Genomic DNA, 19,357 nt, shown 5'->3' on the forward strand with positions numbered 1-19,357 from the left:
GCTGGGGCTTTTCTGTAGTAAAATTTGGGTTAGATGATGTGGTACTGATGCGCGAAGCAAGTAGATCCGCGGTTAGTGCCAGGCGTTTCTGAGAAACCGCAGCCAGTTGCCGTGCAGCATGTTCTCAATGTCCTGCTCGGTGTAGCCTCGTTTGGTAAACAGAGTTGGCAGCTTTTGCAGATCGGCAATGGTTTCTAGGTCGTAGGGGCACTGCTCGCGACCGAAGGCGCCGTCGAGGTCGGTGCCTAGGCCCACGTGCAGGGTGTTGCCCGCCAATTGGCAGATGTGGTCGATATGGTCGACTAGCACTTCCAGGTTGCAGTTCATGCGCTGCGGAGTCGATTCGCCCCTAACCCAGCCGGGCACCATCATCCAAGCGTCCAGGGCGCCGCCAATCACGGCCCCACGCTCGATGAGGGCTTTGATTTGGTCGTCGCTATATTGACGGTTGTGGTTTACTAGCGCCCGGCTGTTGTTATGACTCGCCCACACGGGTCCGTTGAAATGATTCAGGGCTTCCCAGAAGCTGTCGTCGCACAGGTGGGTGGCGTCGAGAATAATGTTCAGGCGCTCCATTTCTTTCAGCAGCTCGTGGCCAACGGGGCCCATAAAGCCGGTAGCGTCGGTGCCTTGCGCGTAGCGGCCGGGGCCGTAATGCGCAGGACCCACAGCGCGAAGGCCGTTCTTATATGCTTGCTCCAGGTGCCCGATGGTAACCAGCGAGTCGGCGCCCTCCAGGCTCAGAATGTAACCAATGGGCTTGCCTTCGTTGGGCGTGCCATCGGCCCAAAGGGCTAGGTGCTGCTCTAGCGTAGCGCGGTTGTTTACCTGCACCATTTCGCCAGCCGCTTCCATGGCGTTGTACCAAGCTAGCTGGCCTTGCGTTTGGGCCCAGGCCTGAGCGGGAGAATGCCACCCCGGCAGGGGGTTATCGGGCGCGACGAAGCGGGCAATTTGCGTAGCCACCACCAAGCCGATGTTCCCCTTGCGCAGCTCGGGCAAACTCACCACGGCCTTGCCCCGGTCGGGCTTATCGGTCAGGCCGGCTTCGCGCGCGTTGATGGCCGCCACGGGTTGCGTTAGGTCCCGATTCCACTCCAGCGCGTTCATGCTCAAATCCAGGTGAGCATCTACTATTAGCATATTCTACAAGTTGATTTTACGGTCGCGCGCAATGGTTTTCCACTCTCCGGTGGGCGCTTGATCCTGTATGGTAATGGCTCGCTCGTACAAAGCCACGGTGGGGCAAATGTGGTAAGGCAACCCGTAGAGCAAGTCGCCTACTTGGTAGCCATGGTTTGGCCCAGCTTCCAGCACTAGGTGCTCTTCGCTCTGGCCGATGGGCCGCAGCTCCGGGGCATTGAGGAAAGTAACGCGCTTATCTAATGGGCTTTCTGCAGCAATGGATTTATGACCTAGGTCCACGCAAATTTTGGTAGCATCGGGCAGAGAAATAACCCGGCTCAGCACCAAAGCGGCGGGCCAATATGGTTGTTCTTTGCACACGTTCCCGTAGCCACTGTCCCAGTAGATGAAGGTGCCGGGGCTGCATTCTATGCTCGGGCGGGCGGCGTGGATGGGAAACGTGGGGCTGCCGCCGGCCACGATAATTGGCTCAGCACCCACTTCGCGCAGCTGCGCGGCTAGCTTTTCCACCAGGGCAAAGGCGCTGTTGCAGTGCTCAGTGCGCAAGGCTAGGTCTTCGTCACGAATGTGCCCGTCGTAGGCGTGTAAGCCCACCACTTGCAGGTTGGCGAGGGCCGTGCACTGCTGGTACAAGGCAAACGCCGCGGCCGGGGCAATGCCCGAGCGGTTCATGCCCACGTTCAGGTCGATGAATACGGGAACCGTCAGCTCGCTTGCCGCAGCCAGGGCGTTCAGGTGCTGTGCCGCCTCGTAGGTATCGATGAGGCAGGAGAACTTGGTTTGCGGGTAGTGCTTGATTACCTGCACGAAGCGCGCGGCCTTGGGGCCAATGGGCTGGTAGGCTAGCAGCACGTCGGGCGCCCCGCTGAGACCTAGCATCTCGGCTTCGGCAATGGTGGCGCACTTAAATTTGGTGATGCCCGCCGCCATCGTCAGCAAGGTCGATTCCTGGTTTTTGTGCGTTTTCACGTGGGGCCGCAGGCGGCTCACGTCGTCAATGCTCGCGACCAGCTGCGCCAAGTTGTGCTGCACCCGGGCCGGGTACACGACCAGCGCGGGCGTATCTAGCGCGTCGGCGTCCGTGATGCTGAACCACTCTTCCATGTTGATCAACAATAACGTACCTAGGCTAGCTCGAACAGCGCCTCAATCTCCACCGGAATGTTGTCGGGCAGGGAGCCAAAACCCACGGCGCTGCGCACGCCAATGCCGTTTTCGGGGCCCCACACCTGCGCGAACAGCTCGCTGCAGCCGTTAATAACGTAGGGGTGCCGCTCAAAATCGGGGGTGCAGTTCACCATGCCGAGCACTTTGATCACGCGCTTTACCTTGTTCAGGCTACCTAGGTTGGCCACGATGGTCGACAGAATAGCTAGGCCCACTTGCCGGGCGGCTAGCTTGCCTTCCTCGATGTCGAGGGCTTCGCCAATGCGGCCGATAATCAGGCTTTTATCGTCTTGCACGGTGCCGTGCCCAGACACGTAGAGGTAGTTACCGTCGATTAGGCAGGGTTTGTACACGCCAAGCGGCGCGGGTGCGGGCGGTAGGTTAAGACCAGTTTGGGCGAAGTTTTCTTCGGGAGTAGCCATGAAGAGTTTAGAGTGTTGTAGTAAACAAAAGGCCGTCATGCTGAGCTTGTCGAACCGAAGGAAGGCGTCAGCCAAGCATCTCTACCGCTTCGTTCTCACATCAGGATTACCATCGCGGTAGAGATGCTTCGACAGGCTCAGCATGACGTTCTAACTAAGTTAAGAAGCTTGCTAAAGGCCCACTGAACTCAATAGGTAACAAGTTCATTCAAAACCAAAACGCCCACGAGTCCCACGGTGCCGACGAGGGCTTCCATGACGGACCATGAGCGGAGCGTGTCTTTCACGCTGATGTTGAAGTATTCTTTGAACATCCAGAAACCGGAGTCGTTGACGTGCGAAAACATCAGGCTGCCCGCGCCTACGGCTAGCACCATCAGGTTGGGGTTGGTGTGGGTTTGCAGCAGCAGCGGCCCGATCAGGCCCGCCGTGGTGAGGCCTGCCACGGTGGCCGAGCCCACGCACGCACGCAGGATGGCTGCCATGAGCCAGCCAAGCACCAGCGGCGGCAAGGCCACGTGTTGCAGCAAGCCGGCTATTTCGTTGCTGGCGCCGCTGTCGGTGAGCACCTGTTTCAGCGCGCCCGAGGCCCCGATGATGAGCAAGATCATGCTGATGTCTTTGATGGCATCGCCGTAAATCGTCATAACCTGCGTCATGCTCCGGCCCGACCGGAGCCCGAGTGAGTACGTGGCGTAAACCACGGCCAGCAGCATCACGACGGAGGGTTGCCCAAAGAGCGTCACCACGTTATGAAACTGCGGGTTGTTGGACAGCAACGGAAAGAGCGCTGCCACCATCAGCAGCAGCACTGGGAGCAGCGCCGTGAAGAAGCTGTTGGCCGTGCCAGGTTCGTTGGCGGTGGCGGCGGGCATCGAAACGAAGGTTTCCAATGGGTGCGCCTCGATCTTCTTCAAGGTTTGGGCAAACAGCGGCCCAGCGACGATAATTGTAGGAACGGCCACGGCTAGGCCGTAGAGCAGCGTCAGGCCCATGTTGGCGTGAAACTGCACCACCAGCGCCGAGGGCGAAGGGTGCGGGGGAAGAAAGCCGTGCGTAACCGACAAGGCCGAGAGCATGGGCAACCCTAGGTAGATGGCCGGCAGCCGGTACTGGTACACGATGGAGAAGATCAGCGGCACCATGAGCACAAAGCCGACGCCGTAGTAGAGCGGAATGCCAATCACGAAGCCTGCCACCACCATGGCCCACTGAATATACTTGGGGCCAAACGCCCGCATTAGCGCCGCCGCTACTTTCTGGGCCGCCCCGCTTTCGGCGAGCAGCTTGCCCAGCATGGCGCCTAGGCACAGAATCATCACCAACGACCCTAGGGTGTCGCCAATGCCTTTCTCAATGGACTTCGGAATAGTGGCCAGGGGCATGCCCAGCAACACGCCGGCGAGCAGAGAAATCACCAGAAAAGCCGTAAACGCATTGATCTTGAAGGCCGATATCAGGACGATAAGGGCGACAATGCACAGCAGCACAATAGCTAGGGTCATGTAGTCTTAGTTTACAAGCAGCTCATCGACCAGCAGCCACGCCTTGCCACCCGCCCCGTATTCGCCGGCGGGGATGGTGCCTTGGTTGACCGCGCTGATCTTCACGTAGCGAGCCGACACCGGCGCGATGGTGGCGCGCACCGGATTGATGCCGTTCACGGGAAAACGAGTTTGGCGGTACACCTCTCGGTAGCTCACCCCATCCGTCGAAACCGAGAACACCAATTCGGTTGGCGCCCACATTTTTTGCCAGTGATAGTTCAGTACGTTGGTGCCCAAGTTACTTATCTGCTGCGAGGAACCTAGGTCTAGCGTCGCGATGAGGTCGGTACCGCTGAAGCCGAACCATTGCCCGTCGTTGTAACGGTTGGTGCCCGCCACGCCGTTCACCAGAGCCCAAGTAGTGCCGGGGTTGTAGTTGCCGGCGGGCTGATTCGCCAATGTAACGGGCTTGCCAGTTGCCTTACTAATAGTTAGTTGCTTGCTGTAGACGGGCTGCGTGCGAGTCTTTCCTTCAAATACCGCCGCCTTCACCAAGCTGCTTTGCGCGATTAGTAAAGGCGCTTGGTACCGAGGGCTTTGGCTGGTCGGTTCGCTGCCATCCGTGGTAAAACGGATTTCTCCCTTGGCTGTAGATTTCAATTGAAGCATGGGCAGATTGCCTTTGCCTGCCCAAGTAGAATCCGTTATCCAGTCGTAGCTGCGGGCTGGCGCCACGTGCATGGCTTGCAGCCGCTGATTTTGGGCGCGGGTTCGGGTTAAAAACGAGGTGTAGTTCCGCGCAGCTTTCGGCGACCAGGCTATTTCAGCCAGGGCGAGCACGCGGGGAAACATCATGTATTCCGCTTTGCTGACATTGGGCAGGTATTCGCTCCAAACGTTGGCTTGCACGCCTAGCACGTAGCGCGCTTGCGCTGGTGTCAGCACGGCGGGCACGGGCTCGTAGCGGTAGATTTTGCTGAGCGGGGTATAGCCACCGGCCGCCAGCGAATCGGTGGGATACAACGACTGGTAGTAATCGAGGTACACCTGCTTTTCGGGCGTCATCACCACGTGGTGACCTAGCTTGGCTGCTTCGATGCCGCCTTGCTCGCCGGTCCAGCTCATCACGGTGGCGCCCGCAGCCAAGCCGCCTTCCAAGATTTCATCCCAGCCCATGAGCTGCCGGTTCTTGGAAGCTAGGTGCTGGCTGATGCGCCGGATAAAATAGCTCTGAAGCTCCCGCTCGTCGCGCAAGTGCTCGTCTTTGATGCGCTTTTGGCACTTTGGGCACGCCTGCCACCGCGTTTTGGGGCACTCGTCGCCGCCGATGTGGATGTAGGACTTGGGGAATAGCCCTACAACTTCGTCCAGCACGCCCGTCAGGAAGGTGAAAGTGGCGTCGTTGCCGGCGCAATACACATCATCGAACACGCCCCAGAAGGTGGCAGTCTGGTACGGCCCGCCCGTGCAGCCTAGCTCGGGGTAGGCCGTCAGGGCGGCCAAGGCGTGGCCGGGCATTTCGATTTCGGGAATGACCGTGATGTGGCGCTCAGTGGCGTAGCGCACGATGTCTTTTACCTCCTCCTGGGTGTAGTAGCCGCCGTAACGCTGCCCGTCGAAGCGGTGCGGCAGCTCCCTTTTGTGGCCGATCAGGGTTTCATTGCGGTAGGCCGCCACGCTTTGCAGGCGCGGATATTTCTTAATTTCAATGCGCCAACCCTGGTCGTCGGTGAGGTGCCAGTGGAAGGTGTTGATCTTGTAAAAAGCTAGCACATCGAGCCACTTCTTTAGCGTACCCACCGGGAACATATGCCGGCTCACATCGAGGTGCATGCCGCGGTAGGCAAAGCGCGGGTAATCCGAAATGGCGCAGCCGGGCAGCTGCACGCTGGCAGCTGGGCCAGGGCTAATGAGCTGGCTGAGGGTTTGGAGCCCGTAGAAAACGCCCGCCTCGTCGTGCCCCGTCAGCGTTACCTGCTTCTGGTCAATTACTAGTTTGTACCCTTCTTTCTGCGGTACCGCGAGGCTATCGAGCCGCAAGTGAATGGCATTGTTGGTTGCCTGCTTAGCCGTTTTGAGGCTGATGCCGCTCACTTTGCGGACGTACTGTTGAAAGAAAGCCGCCTTGCCTGGGGCAATGCCTTGGCCCAGGTGCAGGGTAGTCTGGTTGCTGAGCGTAAAGTGCTGCTTCGTGGTGGACACCTGCACCGGCTGCGGAATGAGTGGCAGCACCGCGCCGGAGCCAGCCGGCTGTGCCCCACCCACGCGCACCAGCCCTAGGCAGCAGAAAGCTAGGAAAAGTAAGCTAGCCCAGGTCCTCTTCACGAAGGTTGATGTTCGCTGCAATGTGATGGTCGTTAGTTGACTAGCTTGTTGTCGCCCTCAACCGCCACCCCGCTTTGCTCCGCCACGGCCTTGTATTCGAAGGCGCCTTTCAGCGTTTTGATGCCGGCGTTGAAGCGTCCATCGGCTCCCACCGTAACCCAGTCGGAGTACTTCCACGGGTCGGCGTACAGGGTTTCCACCCGGCCGCGGTAGGCGCGGTAGGCAAACCTAGCCCGCGTCACGTTCTTGTTTTTGAAGTTGTAGAGGCGGCCGCTCAGCGCATAGCCGGCAGCGGCGGGCTTGGCCGTCACGGTTTCCACGGTCACGGCTTCGGCCATGGCGGGCAGCACGTTGGCGAGCTTTATCACGACGGCGTTCGGCCAACGGTGGTCGTCGTAAATACGCTGGGCCTTCACCACCGACACCTCCAGCCCGTTGGCCATCTGCTTGTAGGTGCAGCTCACGTCGAGGTTGGGTTTGTACTCCATGATCTTGCTGTTCTGGCCGAGCACGCTCACTTGGGTGTTTTTCTGCGCCTTCACCGAGTGCAAGGTAAAGGTTCTCCGTTCCCCTTCCTTCCAGTTGGGCACTTCCGTCACGATGGCGTACACATCTTGCCCCTTAGCTGTGAAAAGGACGTTGTTTTCCTTGTTGACTACCCAAGCCTTGGTGCTATCAATGCACTCGTGGTTGAGAAAGTACCACGCCGCCATTTCGCGCAGGCGGCCTTCTTGCTCTTCGGGCAGCGAACCGTCGGGCTTGGGGCCTACGTTCAGCAGCAAGGATCCGCCTTTCGAGCGCGCTTCTACCAGCAAGTCAATCAGCTGGGTGCCCGACTTGTACCGCTCGTTGGTGGGTTGGTACTGCCACGCCGTACCGATGGTGATGGGCGACAGCCAGGGCTGGGTAATAGGCGTGCCCGGCAAGGTTTGCTCCGGCGTTTTGATAGCCCCGCGGGTGATGAGCAGATTGGGCTGAAGCTTCCAGCAGGTTTCTTTCACCACTTCCTTGGGTTCGCCGTCGATGAAGAACACGTCAATCTTGCCGTACTTGGTCATCAGCTCCTCGCACTGGCGGCGGTTGTAGTCCTCGTACTTCTTGGCCAGGGCCGCGTCCATCTTCACGTTGTCGCGGCTGATGGGGAGCTTGTTTTCGTGCAGAAAGTAGAAGTCCTCGGGCGAAAAGTAGAAGCCAACATCGAGGCCCGCGGCGCGGGTGGCGTCCACAAACTCCTTCAGCAGGTCCTTTCTGTAGGGCGTTTTGGTGATGTTGAAGTCGGTGGTTTTCGTGTCCCACATGCAAAAGCCGGAGTGGTGCTTGGTGGTAAACACGATGTACTTCATGCCGGCTAGCTTGGCCAGCACCGCTATTTGGTAAGGGTCGAACTTGCTCGGATTAAAGGTTTTGGGCAGCTCCTTGAAGAAACGATCCGCATAGTCTTCGGAAGCGCCCACCAGCGAGTGACTAATCACAACACCTAGCTGCGCATCGACGCTGAAGTGGATAAACAGGCCAGCGCCCGTGTTTTTCAGCCACTGCTCGCGCTCAGGCTTATTCAAATTGTAGCTGCTTTTCTCGTCGTCGTTCACCACGTCGTTTTGGGCAAACGCGGCGTGAGAGCAGAACGCTAACGTCAAGCAGGCAAGTACTTTTTTGATCATCTTGGGGCGTGAAGTATTCCGGTAGAATGCGCGGCCCTACCGGAAGTAAAATTCAGTAATACAGCGAAATACGACCTAGCTTACTTATCCCAGTACACGCGGGTGAGCAGGTTGTCGGGGCCCTGGCGCTCGATGGTGGCGCGGTAGGCGTTGGCGTTCAGGTTCTGCTCGGAAAGCGGGTACAGGAAGCGGCGCGGAAACTGCCCACCGGTGGCGTTGCCGGGGTAGTTGTTGGGCGTGAGGGCGGGGTAGCCGGTGCGCCGGTAGCTCGCAAACGCCTCCTGTGCATCCGGGAACACGCTCACCCAAAACTGCGTGTAGATCTGCTTCATCTGCTCGTCGAAGTTGCTCGTCACCAGCCGGTTGTTGTTCACGTAGGTCGTGATCTGCCGGCTCGACAACGTGCCGTCGCTGGAACCTAGGCTGATGATGGACCACTGCCGCAGGGCCGCACTCACCCCGTTGCTGTACAAGGTGCTAGCCGAACCGCTCGACCAGCCCCGCAGCGCGGCCTCCGTTTGCAAAAAGTACGACTCGGCGGCGGTGAAAACCAACCGTGGGGAGTTGAGCAGCAGCACGGTTTTGGGGTTCGGCTCGCTGAGCTGGGCGAAGTTGGCAGGCTTGGCCCCTAGGTTTGCCGGCATGCCTTGCTGCTTGGCAAACGTGGTGTCCGTGCGATTCGGCGAGCCGCCGGTGTACACCACCGAAACGACCCCTAGGCGCGGGTCCTTGGTCGCTTTGAGGTAGTTGATGAACACATCCTGGTACTTGCCGCCTTCCTGGTTGGTGTTGCCGTTGGCGGCGATGTAGTCATTGATCCACAGAAAGTACGCGAGCGGGTTTTGGTTAATAATCTGTCCGCTAGCTAGGTAAGTTACTTTGGCAATGTCGGCATCGTCGGTAATCACGCCGCCGGTCAGCGCCTTCGTGGCCCACGTTTTGGCAGCGGCGGCATCCACTTTCGTCAGGCGCATGCCGAGGCGTAGCATCATGGAGTACGCAAATTTCTTCCACTGCACCGGGTTGCCGGCGTACATCAAATCGGCCACGCCGAAGGTTGGTTTGGCAGGGTCGAGGCTGGCGGCGGCCTCGTCCAGTTCCTTGAGCATGTCAGCGTAGATGTCTTTCTGCGCGTCGTAGGCTGGCGTGTACTGCGCGCCCGTGTAGCCTTGGTTGGCCTGGAAATAGGGAATATCGCCGTACAGATCGGTCAGGCGGCTGTAGCAGTACACCCGCCAGATCCTAGCTTCCGAGAGCAGGTTTACTTTGTTGGGGTCGTCTTTTACCGCGTTGATAACCAGTGTTATCTCATTCAGCGCATTCGGGTAGGCGGAGCTGAACGACGACGACGAGGTGTTCACCTGACTCGCAATGTACTTGGAGCCGAAGCCCGATACGTCGTTGAAGCTGGTCGTGTACTGCATGGTGCCCAGCAGCGAGTTCAGCATGTTGGATACCCCATCGTACTGCGCCTTGGTGAAGACGAACTCGGGCGTGATAGTGCCTACTGCGTTGGGGTTGGTGTTAATCTCTTCGAAGTCCTTGGTACACGCCGTCAATCCGAGCAGCCCGACACCGACAAAAAGAGCACATTTAGATAGAAGTCTGTTCATGGTTGTCGTCTCAGGAATTAGAATTTAACGGACAGGTTCAGGCCGTAGGAACGCGTGCGGGGCAAGCCGATCGACTCCAAACCCTGGTAGTTGCTGTTGCTGAAGCTCTGCTCAGGGTCGAAGTCGGTGTGCTTCATGAGGATGAATAGATTGCGGGCTACGAAGGAAATGGAGGCCGACTGCAGCTTGAGCGCGCTGATGTGGAACGCGGGCAGGTTGTAGGACAGAATCACCTGGCGCAGCTTGATGAAGCTGCCATCGTGCACGAACAGCTCCGAGTAGTTTTTGTAGTTGTCGTAGTAGTTGCGCAGGCCGCTCACGGGCACCACACGCTCATACACGTCGCCGGACTTCGTGACGCCGCGCAGCTGCAAGCCGTTTTCCCGACCGGGCAAAGTCGATTTCAGCAGACCTAGGCGGGTTTCGTACACCTCGCTGATGGAAAAGACTTTGTTGCCAAACTTGCCATCCAGCAACACATTTAAGGACAAACGCTTGTAGCGGAAATCGTTGCTGAAGCCCATCGTGAGCGGCGCTACGCTTTTGCCCAGCGGCTGCAAGCCCGTTGCCACGGGGAAGCCACTGGCCGGGTCGAACACGGTATTGCCGTTCGCATCTTTTTGAATGCGCGTACCCACAATCTCAAAGGCCGACCGCCCCACGATGTTGTTGATATTGCCCCAGTTACCAACCGTAGAAGCTAGGTTGATGGAGGTGATGCCGTCGACGAGGCGCAGGACCTCGTTGTCGTTGTAGGCGAGGTTGTAGCTCGTGTTCCAGGAGAAGTCCGACCCTTTTATCAGCGTGCCGCCCACCAAGGCCTCGATGCCGCGGTTGCGCACTTTGCCGGCGTTCAGGTACACGCTGTTGTAGCCGGAGGTAGAGCTGATTGTGGAATTGATGATGTCCTTGTCGGTCACCCGGTTATACAAGGTGAAATCGAAGTTGAAGCGGTTATCCAAAAACTGTCCTTCGATGCCCACTTCCGAGGTTGTGGACAAAACCGGGCCTAGGTTGGCGTTGGTGATACCCGCGATGCCCGAGCCAGGCGTGTTGCTGCTCACGTTCTGCAGAGGGCGGTCGGAGCTCGGGACGTTGCTATAGGTCAGGTTGACAGCGTAGGGGTCCGGGGCGCCCTGCCCGACTTGCGCGTAGGCGCCTTTCAGCTTGAGCAGGTTGATGGCTTTGGGCAGCGGCAGAGCATCCGACACAATAAAGCTGCCGTTGACGCTCGGGTAAAACTGGCTGTTGTTCTTGGTGCTCAGCGTGGAGTACCAGTCGTTGCGGCTCGTAACGGTGAGGAAAAGCAGGTTTTTGAAGCTAAAATCAATAGAGCCGAAAGCGGAGTTCACTTCTTGCTTCTGCGCCAACGCTAGGGTGGTGCCCGAGGCTAGGTTGTTGTAGCTATAGAAGTACGGGATGGTAAACCCGGTCCCCGCTTGGTCGAGTTCGTTGAGCTCGGAGTGGCGTTTGTTCACCCCGCCCAGGAAGGACAACCCCACTTCCTTGATCTGCTTGCGGTAGGTGATGGTGGCTAGCCCGTTGGTTTCGCTCACGTCCGATTTGATGCCCACATACTGGCCCGTCAGGGCGTAGAGCGTGCCCGTCGGCGTGACGTTCGAGTAGTTATAATCGTAGTGGTCTTGGCTGACGGTGCCTTTGAGGACCAGGTCTTTCGCTAGCTCGTAGCTAACCGAACCCTGCCCGATAAAGCGGTTTTTTCGGTCGTTCTGCTTGAACTTGTTGATAACGAAGTACCCGTTGGTCGCCACGCTGGCGTCGTTCCAGACGGTTTCGTTGCCCGCGTCGTTGTAGCCGGGCTTCAGCCAGCGCACATCGGCTGTGTTGGCAATCATGTAGGGCGACCAGTTGGGGTTGGCTGTGGCGTCGCCAGCGCTAGCCCGGTTCTGCGCCGTCTCGATGTTGTACTGCGCCAGAGCCTCGTAGCTCAGCCGGGGGCTCAGCTTGCCGTTCAGGTTCAGGTTGCCGGTTTTGCGGTTGTAGGTGCTGTTGGGCAGAATGCTTTTGCTCTGCAAATCGGCCAACGAAAAGCGGTAGGCAATGGCCTCGGTGCCGCCCGTGAAGGCGACCGTGTTGGTGAACGTGCTGCCGAGCCGATAGAAGTTTTTGAGGTTGTTTTTCTGCGCTACGTACGGATGCGTCTGCCCATCAACGCCCACGTAGTCGGTCGAGCCGTCAATCTTGGCGCCCCACGACCGGCGGCCAGTGGCTTGGGCGGCAGCTAGGGTCGTGGGCTTCACGCCCCCGTCGCCCTGCCCGTATTCATACTGAAAGTCGGGGAAAACGGAAATGGATTCGAGCGTGGCAGTCGAGTTGTACTCAACGCCGATGCCCTTTTGGGCGCGGCCTTTTTTGGTAGTAATCAGGATAACGCCGTTGCCGCCGCGCGAGCCATACAGCGCCGCCGCCGTACCGCCCTTCAGCACCGTAATCGACTCAATATCATCGGGGTTGATGCTGGCAATACCGTCGCCGCGGTCGACGTTGCTGCCGCCGCCATTGGCCGTCGGGGCTAGCCCTGGCACCGAGTTGTCGATGGGCATGCCGTTGAGCACGTACAGGGGCTGGTTGTTGGCCGAGCCCGACAACGAGCCGTTGCCCCGGATGATAACCCGGCTAGAGCCGCCCGGCCCCGTGGAAAGGCCCGCCACGTTCACGCCCGCTACTTTGCCGGTTAGGGCGTTGGCCACGTTGTTTTCGCGGGCCTGGGTCAGCTCTTCCCCTTTTACTTCGGTCACGGCGTACCCTAGGTCGCGCTTCTGCTTGCTGATGCCCAGGGCCGTTACCACGACTTCCTCTAGGTTCTGGCTGCTTTTAGCGAGCTTGATGGTGACGGGCGCCGACCGGTCGCTCACGTTCAGCTCCACTTTCGCGTAGCCGATAAAGGACACCACCAGCGTCACGGGCTTGCCCTGGTAGTCAGCGGGTAGCGTCAGGCTAAAGTTGCCGTCGCCGTCGGTACCAGTGCCTAGCTTCGTGTCCTTCACGACCACCGTAGCGCCCGGCACGCCGGCGCCATCCTCCAGCACCACTTTGCCCTTCACCACATCATCGGCCACGCTTTTCGAATCGGCCTGGTAAATGACGTATTGTTTATCGGTAATCCTTTTGACGTTTAAATCAAAAGACGTTACCAATTGGGTTAATGTATTTTCAACTGCGCCCTCTAGGTTGTTTGCGTCCAGCGTCGACGGCACGAATTTATTATCCAATAAACCCTTTTTAAAGGCAATTTGAATTTGGTAGTGCGACTTTAAATTATCGACGGCTTCTTTCAGAGATTTTCGCGTTTCAACTACCGGCTGTTCGCCTTGTGTTCTGTACAACGCTCTACTGGAAGTTGGCTTCGTTGCTAACGCAAATTGTGCGTGGCTAGGCGCACCTTTCAACATAAATAACAACAACGGAGCACACCACGTAAAGGAACTTGTCGAGTCAAAGTTTCTCATGCATTTAGGTTGAAAGGGTTAGTTGACAATTATCTGCTTTCCATTTTGGTAAATACTCACGTGTAAGGAAGCCGAAATAGTTTCCAGTAGTGCTTCGACGCCGGTGACGTTGATTTCACCTTCTATTTTCAGCTCTTGAACCGCGGTTTTTGAATACTTAATTTGATAGCCGTACGTGTCTTCCAACACCTTCAGCATATCACCTAGCTTACCATCTTTGAAAATAAATTGGCGCTTGCACCAAGTCACCAACGTTTCCGGGTGGGCTAGCTTCTTTTTCGGAGAAATAGTTTTAGCGGCATATTCCACGTAATCTCCCGGTGCTAGCACCACAGAGCTTGCTGGTTTATTAGCTGCCGCAACGGTCAATTTAATTTTGCCTGTCACTAACCCCACGTCAACCTTGGCGTGGCGGTTGTTCACATTAAATGTCGTACCCAGTACTTCGATGGCGAGGTCATTGCAATGCACGACAAAACGCTCACCCGGTTTAATGTGCGTTGAATCTTTATTTAAGTGCGCAACTCGAAAAAAGCCTTCACCCTTCAACCACACTTCCCGCGAGTTTTTGCCCCAGCCCCGCTCGTACGTCAGCGACGAATTGCCATTGAGCAGCACCTGAGTCCCGTCGGGCATTTCAACGGTTTTGATTTCGCCAAAGGCCGTCTCGAAATGCTGGTCCTGGTTGTACCAGAAAAACAGCGAGCCTAGGCCGAGCGGCACCACAGCAGCGGCAATCCGCAGCAAAGCGGGCAGAGGGCGGGGGCGTAATTGGAGCACCTTGGGTTGCGCTTCTACCGGTCCAACCTCAGCCTCAATACGCTTCCAAAGCTCCGCCTGCCGGCTCGCATTGGTGAAGGTATCTTGCGCCCGATAACCTCGGATGAGCGTGGTAGCCTGCGCAATAGCCTCTTGCTTATCCGGATAGTGTTCGGCTACCTGCTTCCAGAAACGGGTAGACGCATCGGTAGGGCTGATGACCGCGCTGACGAAGTCGTCGTCCGCTAGGAAGTCTTTGGTAGTGAATGAAGCGTATCTGCTGGAATCCATGCGGGGAGCGTGCTAAACACTCCTTATATACCTCACCGTACCCCGATTATCCCTTCGGAAAAGAAATTTTTTAAACAAATCGTAACACTAGCGTAGCAGAGGCTGCAAACAGTCGCCTCAAGCTTCTGCAATCCACTCAACCTAGGTTAGTCTTGCTAACGCTTTGCAACCGGAGCTCTGCCCGTTAGACTACTTGCGGATCAACGAGAATTTTAAAATGAATTACTTATGTTCGAATCTTTGAACACAGATTCGACGCTGTGTAATGCTTTGTAGAGTAACTTATAAGTAGAAGCAATAGTGATATTCATGATGTCGGAAATTTCTTCGTAATCAAAACTCTCGTAAAATCGCAGATAAATAATTTCTTGCTGCCTAGCTGGTAATTTATCTATGACTACTTTTATTTTTACCCGTAATTCTTGTTCTTGCTCAGTAGCAATTACGGCTTGGTCGAACGAGGCTTCAAAAGGTAGGCTATTATCGTCCTGAATTTCAGTAAAGCGGGAGTTGCTTTGTAATTTTCTAAAAAGGGTGCTGCGCAGTGATTTATATAAGTAATTCTTGACAGATAGTGGGTTTCCTAAGTTGCTTCTGGTAGTCCACAACTTGACAAACAAATCTTGAACAGCGTCTTCAATAAAGTTAATGTCTTTGGTAAATTTATAGCCATAGTTGTTTAATAGTTTAAAGTATTGATTGTATAGTTTGGTATACGCATTCCAATCACCTTGCTTGAATAAATCCCATAAAAGTAAGGCGTCTTCTGCGGAGGACATGCTACGGTTTGTGCTAAGTAAAAAACTGGTCCGCCGCAGCGTTGCCTAAGTTGGAGTAGTGTACACGGCCGCGCAAGAAAAATACTATTCAGCAAGCGGTATACGTTTCGGTTACCAAGTAACGCTTTATATCACAAACGCCTAGAATCTTTAAGCGTTTTCTTTTCATTTAATTAAGCTAGTATCCTGCTAAAGCCAGCTGACCGTCGGCTTGCGCGGGCAAAAAATGCTTGCACAACTATTATATTAGCTACAGTAGTTATTTGAAGAGTGTAACGGGTATTTACTGTTAGCTTGTGCAGTTATTGGGTGCGCGAACTTAAATCATTACAGGATACAGTGCTGCGAAGCATCATATGCCGCGTTAGAATAGCTAGCTTAGCCTAACATATTCTATCCCCCTTATAGACATGAAGTGTAAGAACCTGCTGTACCTGTGCAGCTTACTACTTGTAACCTGCATTACCGCGCAGGCCCAGGAAGCGACCCCGACAAGTCCTATCACGGTGGCGCAGGATGGCTCCGGCACGTACCGCACGGTGCAGGAAGCGGTAAATGCCGTGCCTAACCAAGTGCAAACGCAAGTGGTTATCCGGGTGAAAAAAGGGACTTACCGCGAGAAATTGGTGGTGCCAGCGCTGAAAACGCACATTTCGTTAGTGGGGGAGGATAAGAATGCCACCATTATCACCTACGACGACCATACCGGCAAAGGCGACATCAATACCTACACCTCGCACTCAGTGCTGGTGCAGGGCAACGACTTCCGAGCTGAGAACATCACCTTCGAAAACACGGCTGGCTATACGGCTGGGCAAGCTGTGGCTCTGCACGTAGAAGCCGACCGTTGCGTGTTCCGGAACTGCCGGATGGTGGGCAATCAGGATGTATTGTTCCTTGCTACCGACAACAGTCGCCAGTATTACCAAGACTGCTACATCGAAGGCACGACCGACTTTATCTTCGGCTCCAGCACGGCCGTGTTTGACCATTGCACCATTTACAGCAAGAAAAACTCCTACATCACGGCGGCGTCTACCCCGGCGGGGCACCCGTATGGGTTTGTGTTTCTGAACTGCAAACTAACGGCCGATACTACCCTAGCTACGCAAGTGCACCTAGGTCGGCCGTGGCGGCCGAGTGCGCGGGTGGTTTTTCTGCACACGGAAATGGGCAACCACATTGTGCCGGCTGGCTGGCACAACTGGAGCAAGCCCGAAAGTGAGAAAACCGCTTATTACGCTGAGTACAAGTCAACGGGGCCGGGCGCCAAGCCGCAGAGCCGGGTGCCTTGGTCGCACCAGCTTACGGCTAAGGAAGCAAAGCAGTACACGCTGAAGCAGATTTTTGCCGGCCCGCTGCCCTGGAACCCCACGCAGAAATAACCTAGGTCAGTTGACTGGCGCGGGCCTACATACGTAGAGTGTTCGTCGACCTAGCTTCTGTATGTCTGCTTCTCCTCGTGTTTCTACCTTGCTACGCCGGTTCGATCGGTGGGCGACGCCGGTGCTGGCGGTGGTGGCCGTGGCCGTCTTTGTGGGCGAAGTTGTGCGGCCATTGCGGCGGCGCACGCGTCCGCGTGGCAAGCGGTGGCCCGTAAATGTGGGTTTGGCTGCGCCTTCCCTAGTAGGGATGCGGCTGACCCTGCTGCCGGCAATGGTGGGGCTCACCCAGCTAGCTGCTCGCCAGCGTTGGGGCCTGCATCGGCTTCGCTTACCTGAGCCGGTACGCTTACTCGCTGAGCTGCTCGTGCTGGATTATGTGGCGTATTCGTGGCACCGGTTGCTGCACGCGCCATTCTTGTGGCGGTTTCACCGGGTGCATCACATCGACCTAGATATGGATTTGAGCACCGGGTGGCGGTTTCATGCCGGGGAGATGCTAGCAAGTATTCCGTACCGGGGCGGGGTGACGGCCTTGGTAGGTGTGCGGCCTGGCACGTTGCTAGCGTACGAAGTTGTATTTGAAGCGTGCACGGCCTTCCATCATTCCAACTGGCGCTTGCCTATCACGCTTGAGCGCCGGTTGACGCACTTCTTCGTCACACCGCGCGTACACGGTATTCATCACTCCGTGGTGCACCGCGAAACGCAAAGCAACTTCGGGGTAGTGCTCACGCTGTGGGACCGGCTACACCGGACATGGCGCGTGAATGTGCCGCAGCAGGAACTAACTATAGGGGTGCCAGCCCACCCAGATCCGGCGGAAGATACAGTATCGCACTTGTTAAGGCTGCCCCTGGAGCCGCTCCGCCCATGGGCTAGGCCCAATGGCTCCGTACCGGAACGTGCGCCCCAGCCTGGCCCCATAAGTCGCCTTGTGGAGTAGCTACGGTTGGGAAAGTACTGCCTCTGATGAGCCGTAAATTTATTCAGGGCCCTGATCAAAACGGAACCTAGGCTTGGATGCGCAACCAGTACTGCGCAGCTTCCAAGCTATCGAACATGTGGATGTGCAATTGGTCGCCGATGCGTAGCTGCAAGTTCTCGATGGAGAGTTGAGCAAAAATATCGGGTGACAAAATTTGGGCAAAATAACGCAGTCCGGCTCCAATGATCAGCGGCGTCCAGACGTGTTCAATCCAGTCGTTGGCTTCGGTGAAGTTGCCAATCAATTCACGGTGGTCATTCAGGAGCCTAGGGCTAGGCTGTTCGCGTAGCATATCCACGTAGGTGAGGCCGCCATCCATGATGCTGCCTAGGGTTTGGCGGCCGTGCCAGCGGGCATGAATCCAGTTTTCGGGTTGGTTGCGCTCTACGGTAAGGTACACGCTGCCGTCGCCACGGCGCAGCGAAGTAATCATGAACGGGTAATTAAGTTGAAAATAGGTGTCAGGTAATCGTGGGGCAGAAAGCAAGAGTAAAAGAGCTTAACGAAGCCATGCGGCTATTGTTTGACTTAGTAAGCCGAACAGACCGGCCCGAACGCGCAGCCGCTACATGGTGGTTGAAATAGGCACAAAATACCCCTGCCAGTTTTGCACTCCTGAAGCAAGACAATAACTTTCCCCGAAAGGCCTCGTTTGACTACTTCACCCTCGTTGGGTGTCTATCCCCTCCGTTACTATTACCTAAGAAGATGCAGCCGCAACATTCCCTCGAAGACGTACTAAACACGCAGCAGAAGAAGCTAGCTTTCTTTCAGAACCTGGTGCTGATTGCCGCCGCCGATAGCCAGCTCAGCCAAGAGGAAGGTGAGTTCTTGGTGCAAATCGGTGATAAGCTAGGTCTGAAACCCGAAGAAGTGATGCCCATTGCGGACAACCTAGGTGTGCTTAGCTTCATTGTGCCGGCCGAGGGTATTCAGCGGACGCTGGAGCTGCAAACCTTGGTGCAGATGATGCTGCAAGACGGCCAGATTGATGCCCGCGAATATGGCTTGTGCATGGAGTACGCCAACCGCATTGGCTACAGCAAAGCCATCCTCGACGATATGGTAAGTCAGCTGGCCGGTGGTCAGCCCGACCCCAACCGCAACCCGCCCACGGTAAGCTAGCTTACTGGCCGCGGCCTTTCACGCCAGGGTACAGCTCCCTAACGGTATCACTCTGCACAAACGCTTTGGTGCGCACGTTCATCATGGTGAGGCGTCCGCCGTAGGCTGCCCCCTGATCCACGTTCCACACGTTGGTGCGCTGAACCGGCACTACGCTTTCCGGCCAAGTTGGCGTGTGGCCAATAAAGCACGCGGCGTAGCCGTGGGCAATTTCGCCCGTGGTCCACAGTTCGCGGTTCCAAACGAGGTCGTACGGCTCCTGATTTTCAATGAGTTCTTCCGGGTCGTAGCCGCCATGCACGAAGAGGTTGTCATCCTCGTCGATGAAGTAGGGGAGTTGTTTGCCGAAGAATTCCTGGAAGTGTCGCTGCGTGACTTCTGGCCCGAAACGCTGGTAGGCTTCGTAGGTGGCCTGGCCGCCCTGTCGGTACCAGATATACTCAATGTCTTCAAACGCGGGTTGGATGGCCATCCAGTCGGTTGTCCACCAGTCATGGTTGCCCTGGAGCCAGATGCTGTTCGGAATAGCAAGCAGCTGCTCCACGCACTCGGGCGTTTCGGGCCAGCCATCCGACACATCCCCAATCTGCACCAGCCGATCAATACCGGGCCGGAATGGGCTGCGCTCTAGCACCTGTTCTAAGGCCCGGTAAGCGCCGTGAATATCGCCGACAACGTAGGTTTCCATAGAAGTAAAAAGCTAGGTAAAACGGTGAGGCCGGCGCGGCCCGCAGGAGCCGCG

The 19,357-nt window shown here is 56.6% G+C and carries 15 protein-coding genes; 3 read left to right on the plus strand and 12 right to left on the minus strand.

From position 1 onward, the window contains the following. Positions 1-72: 72 nt before the first annotated feature. The 10 genes from BXP70_RS15295 to BXP70_RS15340 all read right to left on the minus strand — a co-directional run bounded on the left by BXP70_RS15295 (position 73) and on the right by BXP70_RS15340 (position 15,120). Positions 73-1,143, minus strand: a complete 1,071-nt coding sequence (locus BXP70_RS15295) for a dipeptidase (protein WP_086594967.1) — start codon at positions 1,141-1,143, stop codon at positions 73-75. Positions 1,144-1,146: 3 nt separating this feature from the next. Next, positions 1,147-2,250, minus strand: coding sequence for a D-TA family PLP-dependent enzyme (locus BXP70_RS15300; RefSeq protein WP_086594968.1), 1,104 nt, complete (start codon positions 2,248-2,250; stop codon positions 1,147-1,149). Between the two features lie 20 nt (positions 2,251-2,270). Then, positions 2,271-2,735: a RidA family protein gene (locus BXP70_RS15305; RefSeq protein WP_086595067.1), complete on the minus strand. Its 465-nt coding sequence runs from the start codon at positions 2,733-2,735 to the stop codon at positions 2,271-2,273. A 188-nt stretch (positions 2,736-2,923) separates the two neighbouring features. Next, entirely contained in the window at positions 2,924-4,240 is a 1,317-nt protein-coding gene (locus BXP70_RS15310) for a gluconate:H+ symporter (RefSeq protein ID WP_086594969.1), read from the minus strand. Between the two features lie 6 nt (positions 4,241-4,246). Continuing rightward, positions 4,247-6,547, minus strand: coding sequence for a glycoside hydrolase family 20 protein (locus tag BXP70_RS15315; protein ID WP_218779800.1), 2,301 nt, complete (start codon positions 6,545-6,547; stop codon positions 4,247-4,249). Positions 6,548-6,579: 32 nt separating this feature from the next. Next, a complete protein-coding gene (locus tag BXP70_RS15320; RefSeq protein ID WP_086594970.1) occupies positions 6,580-8,208 on the minus strand; it encodes an alpha-L-fucosidase in 1,629 nt (542 codons plus the stop codon). A gap of 80 nt (positions 8,209-8,288) precedes the next feature. Beyond that, on the minus strand, positions 8,289-9,821 hold the full coding sequence (locus tag BXP70_RS15325; protein WP_086594971.1) for a SusD/RagB family nutrient-binding outer membrane lipoprotein: 1,533 nt from the start codon (positions 9,819-9,821) through the stop codon (positions 8,289-8,291). 17 nt (positions 9,822-9,838) lie between these two features. Continuing rightward, positions 9,839-13,168, minus strand: a complete 3,330-nt coding sequence (locus BXP70_RS15330) for a SusC/RagA family TonB-linked outer membrane protein (protein ID WP_218779801.1) — start codon at positions 13,166-13,168, stop codon at positions 9,839-9,841. A 141-nt stretch (positions 13,169-13,309) separates the two neighbouring features. Further along, the gene (locus tag BXP70_RS15335; RefSeq protein ID WP_086594973.1) at positions 13,310-14,341 is read right to left on the minus strand and encodes a FecR family protein; all 1,032 of its coding nucleotides are present in this window, start codon (positions 14,339-14,341) and stop codon (positions 13,310-13,312) included. Positions 14,342-14,553: 212 nt separating this feature from the next. Continuing rightward, complete coding sequence (locus BXP70_RS15340) at positions 14,554-15,120, minus strand: RNA polymerase sigma factor (RefSeq protein WP_086594974.1); 567 nt, start codon at positions 15,118-15,120, stop codon at positions 14,554-14,556. Positions 15,121-15,530: 410 nt separating this feature from the next. On the opposite strand from BXP70_RS15340, the gene BXP70_RS15345 reads away from it, so the two are divergent. Further along, the gene (locus BXP70_RS15345) at positions 15,531-16,505 is read left to right on the plus strand and encodes a pectinesterase family protein (RefSeq protein ID WP_086594975.1); all 975 of its coding nucleotides are present in this window, start codon (positions 15,531-15,533) and stop codon (positions 16,503-16,505) included. A gap of 61 nt (positions 16,506-16,566) precedes the next feature. After that, complete coding sequence (locus BXP70_RS15350) at positions 16,567-17,448, plus strand: sterol desaturase family protein (RefSeq protein ID WP_086594976.1); 882 nt, start codon at positions 16,567-16,569, stop codon at positions 17,446-17,448. A gap of 67 nt (positions 17,449-17,515) precedes the next feature. On the opposite strand, the gene BXP70_RS15355 is transcribed toward BXP70_RS15350, so the two are convergent. Beyond that, positions 17,516-17,923, minus strand: coding sequence for a hypothetical protein (locus BXP70_RS15355; protein WP_086594977.1), 408 nt, complete (start codon positions 17,921-17,923; stop codon positions 17,516-17,518). A 275-nt stretch (positions 17,924-18,198) separates the two neighbouring features. Between BXP70_RS15355 and BXP70_RS15360 the strand changes: the two genes are divergently transcribed. After that, complete coding sequence (locus BXP70_RS15360; protein ID WP_086594978.1) at positions 18,199-18,615, plus strand: TerB family tellurite resistance protein; 417 nt, start codon at positions 18,199-18,201, stop codon at positions 18,613-18,615. A gap of 1 nt (position 18,616) precedes the next feature. Here BXP70_RS15360 and BXP70_RS15365 read toward each other — a convergent pair whose 3' ends face one another. Then, on the minus strand, positions 18,617-19,303 hold the full coding sequence (locus BXP70_RS15365; protein ID WP_086594979.1) for a metallophosphoesterase: 687 nt from the start codon (positions 19,301-19,303) through the stop codon (positions 18,617-18,619). Positions 19,304-19,357 lie beyond the last annotated feature (54 nt).

Origin of the sequence: Hymenobacter crusticola, from assembly GCF_002154225.1 — a bacterium.
In the GTDB taxonomy this organism is placed as follows: Bacteria; Bacteroidota; Bacteroidia; order Cytophagales; family Hymenobacteraceae; genus Hymenobacter; species Hymenobacter crusticola.

Excerpts from the sequence above, each read along its gene's own strand:
- BXP70_RS15305 (WP_086595067.1), bottom strand. The coding sequence starts at position 2,735 with ATGGCTACTCCCGAAGAAAACTTCGCCCAAACTGGTCTTAACCTACCG.
- BXP70_RS15360 (WP_086594978.1), top strand. The coding sequence starts at position 18,199 with ATGCAGCCGCAACATTCCCTCGAAGACGTACTAAACACGCAGCAGAAG.
- BXP70_RS15335 (WP_086594973.1), bottom strand. The coding sequence starts at position 14,341 with ATGGATTCCAGCAGATACGCTTCATTCACTACCAAAGACTTCCTAGCG.
- BXP70_RS15355 (WP_086594977.1), bottom strand. The coding sequence starts at position 17,923 with ATGATTACTTCGCTGCGCCGTGGCGACGGCAGCGTGTACCTTACCGTA.
- BXP70_RS15345 (WP_086594975.1), top strand. The coding sequence starts at position 15,531 with ATGAAGTGTAAGAACCTGCTGTACCTGTGCAGCTTACTACTTGTAACC.
- BXP70_RS15340 (WP_086594974.1), bottom strand. The coding sequence starts at position 15,120 with ATGTCCTCCGCAGAAGACGCCTTACTTTTATGGGATTTATTCAAGCAA.
- BXP70_RS15350 (WP_086594976.1), top strand. The coding sequence starts at position 16,567 with ATGTCTGCTTCTCCTCGTGTTTCTACCTTGCTACGCCGGTTCGATCGG.
- BXP70_RS15295 (WP_086594967.1), bottom strand. The coding sequence starts at position 1,143 with ATGCTAATAGTAGATGCTCACCTGGATTTGAGCATGAACGCGCTGGAG.
- BXP70_RS15325 (WP_086594971.1), bottom strand. The coding sequence starts at position 9,821 with ATGAACAGACTTCTATCTAAATGTGCTCTTTTTGTCGGTGTCGGGCTG.
- BXP70_RS15310 (WP_086594969.1), bottom strand. The coding sequence starts at position 4,240 with ATGACCCTAGCTATTGTGCTGCTGTGCATTGTCGCCCTTATCGTCCTG.
- BXP70_RS15320 (WP_086594970.1), bottom strand. The coding sequence starts at position 8,208 with ATGATCAAAAAAGTACTTGCCTGCTTGACGTTAGCGTTCTGCTCTCAC.
- BXP70_RS15365 (WP_086594979.1), bottom strand. The coding sequence starts at position 19,303 with ATGGAAACCTACGTTGTCGGCGATATTCACGGCGCTTACCGGGCCTTA.
- BXP70_RS15300 (WP_086594968.1), bottom strand. The coding sequence starts at position 2,250 with ATGGAAGAGTGGTTCAGCATCACGGACGCCGACGCGCTAGATACGCCC.